Here is a 7,022-nt window from a genome sequence, read left to right as displayed (position 1 = left end):
CCTGGCGATGAGCCGAAGGCCCTTTCCGAATGCGACGTCAAATCGAACATCAAGTCCATTCCGGGCGTGATGACGATCCGCGGCTGCGCCTATGCCGGTTCCAAAGGCGTGGTATGGGGGCCGGTCAAGGACATGGTCCACATCTCGCACGGGCCGGTCGGTTGCGGTCATTATTCCTGGTCGCAACGCCGCAACTACTACGTCGGCCTGACGGGCATCGACACGTTCGTGACGCTGCAGTTCACCTCAGACTTCCAGGAAAAGGACATCGTGTTCGGCGGCGACAAGAAGCTTGAACAGGTCATCGACGAGATCGAGGAGCTTTTCCCCCTCAACAACGGCATCAGCGTGCAGTCGGAATGCCCGATCGGGCTGATTGGCGACGACATTGAGGCGGTGTCGCGCAAGAAGGCCAAGGAGCACGAAAAGACGATCGTGCCGGTACGCTGCGAGGGCTTCCGCGGCGTCTCGCAATCGCTCGGCCACCACATCGCCAACGACGCCATCCGTGACTGGGTTTTCGACAAGAACGAAGTCGAGTTTGAGACCGGCCCTTACGATGTCAACGTCGTCGGCGACTACAATATCGGTGGCGACGCGTGGGCTACGCGCATTCTATTGGAGGAGGTGGGGCTGCGCGTGGTCGGCAACTGGTCGGGTGATGCCACGCTCGCTGAGGTCGAGCGCGCGCCAAAGGCCAAGCTGAACCTCATCCACTGCTACCGCTCGATGAACTACATCTGTCGGCACATGGAGGAAAAATACGGCATCCCGTGGATGGAATACAATTTCTTTGGTCCGTCCCAGATCGAAACCTCCCTGCGCGAAATAGCCAAGCACTTCGGTCCGGAAATCGTCGACAAGACCGAGGCTGTCATCACCAAGTACCGGCCCCTGGTCGATGCTGTCGTCGACAAGTACCGGCCGCGCCTCGAAGGCAAGACGGTGATGCTCTATGTCGGCGGCCTGCGTCCTCGCCACGTCATCACGGCCTATGAGGACCTCGGCATGCGGATCGTCGGCACCGGCTACGAGTTCGCCCACAACGACGACTATCAGCGCACCGGCCATTATGTGAACAAGGGTACGCTGATCTATGACGACGTGACCGGTTACGAGCTGGAAAAGTTCATCGAAGGCATCCGCCCCGACCTTGTTGGGTCCGGCATTAAAGAGAAGTATCCGGTGCAGAAGATGGGCATCCCCTTCCGCCAGATGCACTCCTGGGATTATTCCGGCCCGTATCACGGCTATGACGGCTTCGCCATATTCGCCCGCGACATGGATCTGGCCATCAATAATCCGGTGTGGGATCTCTACGACGTCCCCTGGAAAAAAGAGGCCGCGCCAGCTGAGGCGGTTGCGGCCGAATGAGAGCCTGGCCTGTCTTGGGAAGGGGCAGGCCAGGCTCTTCCCATCGGACTTGATCCGCACTCGTGACAGATGACATCCCATTGCCGCCACCGGTGCGGCGCGATGAAAAGAAAGGTGCTTACTATGCCGCAGTCGGCGGAAAAAGTTCTCGACCATGCTCCCCTGTTCCGCGAGCCGGAATACAGGCAGATGCTCGCCGAGAAGAAAGCCAATTTCGAATGCCCCCACCCGGATCAGGTCGTTGCCGATCAAAACGACTTCACGAAGACCTGGGAGTATCGCGAAAAGAACCTGGGCCGCGAAGCCCTGGTCGTGAACCCGGCCAAAGCCTGCCAGCCGCTCGGTGCCGTCTTCGCAGCCGCAGGCTTTGAGCAAACGATGTCCTTCGTCCATGGCAGCCAGGGCTGCGTCGCTTATTACCGTTCGCATCTGTCGCGTCACTTCAAGGAGCCTTCATCGGCGGTCTCGTCCTCGATGACGGAGGACGCGGCAGTGTTCGGCGGGTTGAAGAACATGGTCGACGGGCTCGCCAATACATACAAGCTCTACGATCCGAAGATGATCGCCGTCTCGACCACCTGCATGGCCGAAGTCATTGGAGACGACCTCCACGGCTTCATCGAAAACGCAAAGAACGAAGGGTCGGTCCCGCACGACTTCGATGTTCCTTTCGCCCACACGCCTGCCTTCGTCGGCAGCCACGTCGATGGCTATGACGGCATGATCAAGGGCATTCTGGAGAACTTCTGGAAAGGCAACGAGCGGAAGGAGGTTGCTCAAGCCATCAACATCATTCCCGGCTTCGACGGCTTCTGCGTCGGCAACAACCGCGAACTGAAGCGCCTGCTCGACATGATGGGCGTATCCTACATCTTCATCCAGGATGCCTCCGACCAGTTCGACACGCCGTCTGACGGTACGTACCGCATGTATGACGGCGGCACGAAGATCGAGGACTTGAAAACGGCGTTGAATGCCGAAGCGACCCTGTCGCTGCAGCACTATAACACGCGCAAAACGCTGGAATATTGCAAGGAGGTCGGTCAGGTTACGGCTTCGTTCCATTATCCGCTGGGTGTTCAGGCGACCGACGAATTCCTGATGAAGGTCTCGGAGATTACCGGCAAGGAAATTCCTCCGGCAATCGGCCTGGAACGCGGCCGTCTCGTCGACGCTATGGCAGATAGCCAAGCCTGGCTGCACGGGAAGAAATACGCGATCTACGGCGATCCTGACTTCGTCTACGCCGTTGCCCGGTTCGTCTTGGAAACCGGCGGTGAGCCGACCCACTGCCTTGCTACCAACGGCACGTCGGCCTGGGAAGCCGAGATGAAGGCGTTGCTCGCATCCTCGCCCTTCGGCAAGGATGCCCAGGTCTGGGCGGGCAAGGACCTGTGGGCGTTGCGCTCGCTGCTCTTTACCGAGCCGGTTGATCTTATGATCGGCAATTCCTATGGCAAGTATCTCGAGCGCGACACCGGCACCCCATTGATCCGGCTGACCTTTCCGATATTCGACCGGCACCATCACCACCGTTTCCCGCTCATGGGCTACCAGGGCGGCCTGCGCGTCCTGACGACGATCCTCGACAAGATCTTCGACAAGCTCGATCGCGAGACGAGCGAGCCGGGTGTGACGGACTATTCTTACGACCTGACCCGCTAGGAGCGGCGGCGGTCGGCCTTGTGAGGCCGGCCGCCTTCATCTGAACTTGGAGACCGCAATGCCCTTGCTCAATGCTAAAGTCCAGGATGTCTTTGACGAGCCTGCCTGCGAGAAGAACCGCAGCAAGGATTCCAAGGCGCGCAAAAACGGCTGTTCGAAGCCGCTGATCCCCGGGGCGGCAGCCGGCGGATGCGCTTTCGATGGCGCCAAGATCGTGCTGCAGCCGATCACCGACGTCGCGCACCTGATCCATGGGCCTCTCGGCTGTGAGGGCAATTCCTGGGACAACCGCGGATCGGCTTCCTCAGGTCCAACGCTCTGGCGCACCAGTTTCACGACCGACCTCACTGAAACCGAAGTGGTGATGGGGCACGGCGAGCGGAAACTTTTTAAAGCAATCCGCGAGATCAAGGAGGCCTATGCTCCACCGGCGATTTTCGTCTATTCGACCTGTGTGACAGCATTGATCGGCGACGACATCGAGGCCGTCTGCAAGCGGGCCGCGGAAAAATTCGGCCTTCCGGTGGTGCCGGTCAACGCACCGGGCTTTGCCGGCTCCAAGAACCTTGGCAATAAGCTCGCCGGTGAAGCGTTGCTCGATCATGTGATCGGCAGCGTAGAGCCGAACGACGTGACCGCCTACGACATCAATATCATTGGTGAGTTCAACCTATCCGGCGAGTTTTGGCTGGTAAAGCCGCTTCTTGACCGGCTGGGGATCAGAGTAAGGGCCTGCATTCCAGGAGACGCCCGATATCTTGACATTGCTTCTGCGCATCGCGCCAAGGCGTCCATGTTGGTGTGCTCGACAGCACTCATCAACCTCGCCCGCAAAATGGAGGAGCTCTGGGATATCCCGTTCTTCGAAGGCTCCTTTTACGGAATTACCGACACCTCGGAAGCACTCAGACAGATCGCCAAGCTGCTCGTGATGCAGGGGGCGGATCCCGAAATCCTCGAGCGCACCGAGGCATTGATCGCGGAGGAGGAGGCGATTGCCTGGATGAAACTCGCAGCATATCGACCAAGGCTTGAAGGCAAGCGCGTGTTGCTCAACACCGGCGGCGTCAAGTCCTGGTCGGTTGTCCATGCGCTGATGGAGGTGGGCATCGAGATCGTGGGCACCTCGGTCAAGAAATCCACGCCTGAAGACAAGGAACGTATCAAGCAACTCCTGAAAGACGAAAAACACCTGTTCGAGTCGATGGCGCCGCGCGAGCTTTATAACATGCTCGCCGACGGTAAAGCCGACATCATGTTGTCTGGCGGGCGCACGCAATTCATCGCGCTGAAGGCCAAGACACCTTGGCTCGATATCAACCAGGAACGCCACCACCCCTATGCCGGCTATGACGGCATGGTGGAGCTCGTTCGCCAGATCGATCTTGCTATTCACAATCCGATCTGGATGGAGGTGCGGGAGCCGGCACCGTGGGAATGCCAGCATGCGGTGGAAGAAGAACTGACGAATACCAAGAGCGAGAACGAGACTGGGTACGTCTTGCAAAACTTTGTCGGCGCGGTCGCCGGCAGCTTCGGCAAGCGTTGAGGAAAGCCGATGGTTCAAGTCTTTCCCCAGACCAAATCAGCTGCGGTCAATCCGCTGAAATCGTCGCAGCCGCTCGGCGCCGCGCTCGCCTTTCTTGGCGTCGAGCGTGCCGTGCCGCTGTTCCACGGCAGCCAGGGCTGCACCAGCTTGGCGCTGGTACTTTTAGTCCGGCACTTTAAGGAAGCCATTCCCTTGCAGACAACGGCATTGGACGCAGTGGCGACCATTCTTGGCGGCGCAGGCAATCTGGAAGAGGCGATCCTAAATCTCAAGAGGCGCGCAAAACCCAAGCTGATCGGAATTTGCACGACAGCCCTGGTGGAAACCCGCGGCGAAGATTTCGCAGGCGATCTCGCCAACATCAAGCGGGATCGTGCCGATGAGCTCGCGGGTACGGAGGTTGTGCTGGCGAATACCCCGGATTTCGAGGGAGCGATCGAAGAGGGATGGGCGAAGGCCGTCATCTCTATGGTCGAGCGCATCACCACTCCAGGCGAGCAGAGCCGCCACCAAAAGAAGATTGCGATCCTACCAGGATGGCATCTGACAGTCGCTGACATCGAGCTTCTGCGCGAAACGGTCGAAAGCTTCGGTCTGAAGCCGGTGATCCTGCCGGACATTTCCGGCTCTCTCGACGGCACGGTGCCCGGCGATCGTTGGGTTCCGACCACCTATGGCGGTACTCCCGTCGACGAGATACAAGAGCTTGGCACGGCGGCGCAATGTATCGCGATCGGCGAGCATATGCGCCGCCCCGCAGAGCTACTGCGGACCCGGACGGGAGTCCCTTACGCATTGTTCCAGTCGCTGACAGGATTGAAACGAGCCGACCGGTTCGTCTCGTTTCTTTCTGAGATTTCTGGTGCGCCGGTGCCAGCAAACATCCGCCGTCGCCGAGCACAGCTGCAGGACGCCCTGCTCGACGGACATTTCCATTTCGGAGGCAAGAAAATCGCAATTGCTGTGGAGCCGGACCAGCTCTACCAATTCGCTACCTTCTTCACCGGCATGGGCGCCGAAATCGCGGCAGCGGTCACCACGACCGGCACCTCAAAAATACTCGCGGAAATGCCGGCCGAATCGCTCCAGGTCGGTGATCTTGGCGATCTCGAAGAACTTGCCGTCGGCGCTGATCTTCTCGTCACGCATTCGCATGGACGACAAGCGGCGGAGCGCCTTGGGATTCCGCTCATGCGGGTGGGCTTCCCGATATACGACCGACTCGGCAGCCAGCATAAGCTCACAAGTCTCTATCAGGGAACGCGCGACCTGATCTTCGATGTTTCCAACATCTTCCAGGCCAATCAGCGCGCGCCGTGTCCTGGATCGCTTGATCCCTCCCGCAAAGGAGAACTGCCTAGATGATCGCCGCTCGTCGCCTTTCCCTCGTCCCTGACGGGGTTCACTCGTCAGCTCCAAAACGGAAGGCTGGCGCGTTGCGCGTCGCAATCGCCACTCAAGATATGAAATCTCTCGACGCCCATTTCGGATCGGCAAAACGTTTCGTCGTCTATGATGTGAGTCCCGACGACTGGAAACTGGTGGAAGTCCTGGACTTCGAAGACGTTTCCGACCAGAGCGGAAAGCATCGGAACGAGGACGTCGATCGTATTAACCCGAAGGTGAAGGCGTTGGAAGGTTGTCACTTATTGTTCTGTCTGGCGATCGGTGGGCCATCGGCAGCCCGAGTTGTTTCGGCCAAAATCCACCCAATTAAAGTATCCGATCCTCAACTGATCGAAGATGTTTTGTCGCGAACTCGGGCGATGCTCAGGACTACTCCGCCACCCTGGTTACGCAAGGTGCTAACCGAAGCAGGCGCCATTGAAAAGAAGCCTTTCGATGAGGAGGACTAAGAAATGGGTACATTGACAGGAAGTACGGATGGCCCTGCTGTCAACGAGGATGGGGATCTCGCCACCCCTTTTCTCAGATGCCTGATAAGGCTCATTCGCGCTCAGGATGCCCATGGGGCGTGGGAAGGCAAATCGGACACTGACCTGCTGGCCGACTTCATCCTCACCAAGGAGCAGCGCCGTAAGATCCCGATCATAGGCGATCCGGATCCTGATGTGCTGTGGAGGCTACAGAATTTTTACAGTTGCGTGGGGCTTGTGATCGAAGAGTGCACAGGCCTGTTGGCATCGCCGATCATGACGATCGGCCATGAGGGCTTCGGCCGCTTGCTTTTCACGACTGGACGGTTGGTCGTTCTGTCGAAGACCCTGCGCGATGTCCACCGGTTCGGCTTTGAGACGCTAGGCAAGCTCGCCGAGACCGGCACGAAAATGGTCGATGACGCTATTGAAGTTATCGAAACCTATCCCGACGTGGCGCGGGCATCATGAAATCAATTTTCGAGGAAAGAGATCATGTCAGACATTGTGGAGCAGCTGAAGAAGGTCCGCAAGCTGCAGTCCCGCGCCGCCGCTGC

6 protein-coding genes are annotated in these 7,022 nt (G+C 58.7%); all 6 read left to right on the top strand.

The window, feature by feature from the left end; translation table 11 throughout:
* Window positions 1-1,374: nitrogenase molybdenum-iron protein alpha chain (nifD, locus tag CO671_RS32675; RefSeq protein ID WP_097609218.1), on the top strand; the 1,374-nt coding region annotated here is incomplete at its 5' end.
* 123 nt (window positions 1,375-1,497) lie between these two features.
* Window positions 1,498-3,039, top strand: a complete 1,542-nt coding sequence (gene nifK / locus CO671_RS32670) for a nitrogenase molybdenum-iron protein subunit beta (protein ID WP_004677342.1) — start codon at window positions 1,498-1,500, stop codon at window positions 3,037-3,039.
* 58 nt (window positions 3,040-3,097) lie between these two features.
* Window positions 3,098-4,588, top strand: a complete 1,491-nt coding sequence (gene nifE / locus CO671_RS32665; protein ID WP_012489544.1) for a nitrogenase iron-molybdenum cofactor biosynthesis protein NifE — start codon at window positions 3,098-3,100, stop codon at window positions 4,586-4,588.
* Between the two features lie 9 nt (window positions 4,589-4,597).
* Window positions 4,598-5,953 (top strand): nitrogenase iron-molybdenum cofactor biosynthesis protein NifN, encoded by a 1,356-nt coding sequence (gene nifN / locus CO671_RS32660; protein ID WP_012489543.1) that lies wholly within the window; start codon window positions 4,598-4,600, stop codon window positions 5,951-5,953.
* The gene (nifX, locus tag CO671_RS32655) at window positions 5,950-6,444 is read left to right on the top strand and encodes a nitrogen fixation protein NifX (RefSeq protein ID WP_008536565.1); all 495 of its coding nucleotides are present in this window, start codon (window positions 5,950-5,952) and stop codon (window positions 6,442-6,444) included. The genes nifN and nifX overlap by 4 nt, the downstream gene beginning before the upstream one ends.
* Before the next feature lie 3 nt (window positions 6,445-6,447).
* Window positions 6,448-6,936, top strand: coding sequence for a NifX-associated nitrogen fixation protein (locus tag CO671_RS32650; RefSeq protein WP_049734201.1), 489 nt, complete (start codon window positions 6,448-6,450; stop codon window positions 6,934-6,936).
* Window positions 6,937-7,022: the final 86 nt, after the last annotated feature.

The sequence above is a fragment of the Rhizobium sp. M10 genome (genome assembly GCF_002531955.1).
Taxonomy (GTDB): domain Bacteria; phylum Pseudomonadota; class Alphaproteobacteria; order Rhizobiales; family Rhizobiaceae; genus Rhizobium; species Rhizobium etli_C.
The sequence above is the reverse complement of the archived record's forward strand: the minus strand, read 5'-3'. Positions and strand labels throughout refer to the sequence as shown.

What these genes read in the sequence shown, in the direction of transcription:
- nifK (WP_004677342.1), top strand. Translation starts at nt 1,498, where the DNA reads ATGCCGCAGTCGGCGGAAAAAGTTCTCGACCATGCTCCCCTGTTCCGC.
- nifE (WP_012489544.1), top strand. Translation starts at nt 3,098, where the DNA reads ATGCCCTTGCTCAATGCTAAAGTCCAGGATGTCTTTGACGAGCCTGCC.
- nifN (WP_012489543.1), top strand. Translation starts at nt 4,598, where the DNA reads ATGGTTCAAGTCTTTCCCCAGACCAAATCAGCTGCGGTCAATCCGCTG.
- nifX (WP_008536565.1), top strand. Translation starts at nt 5,950, where the DNA reads ATGATCGCCGCTCGTCGCCTTTCCCTCGTCCCTGACGGGGTTCACTCG.
- CO671_RS32650 (WP_049734201.1), top strand. Translation starts at nt 6,448, where the DNA reads ATGGGTACATTGACAGGAAGTACGGATGGCCCTGCTGTCAACGAGGAT.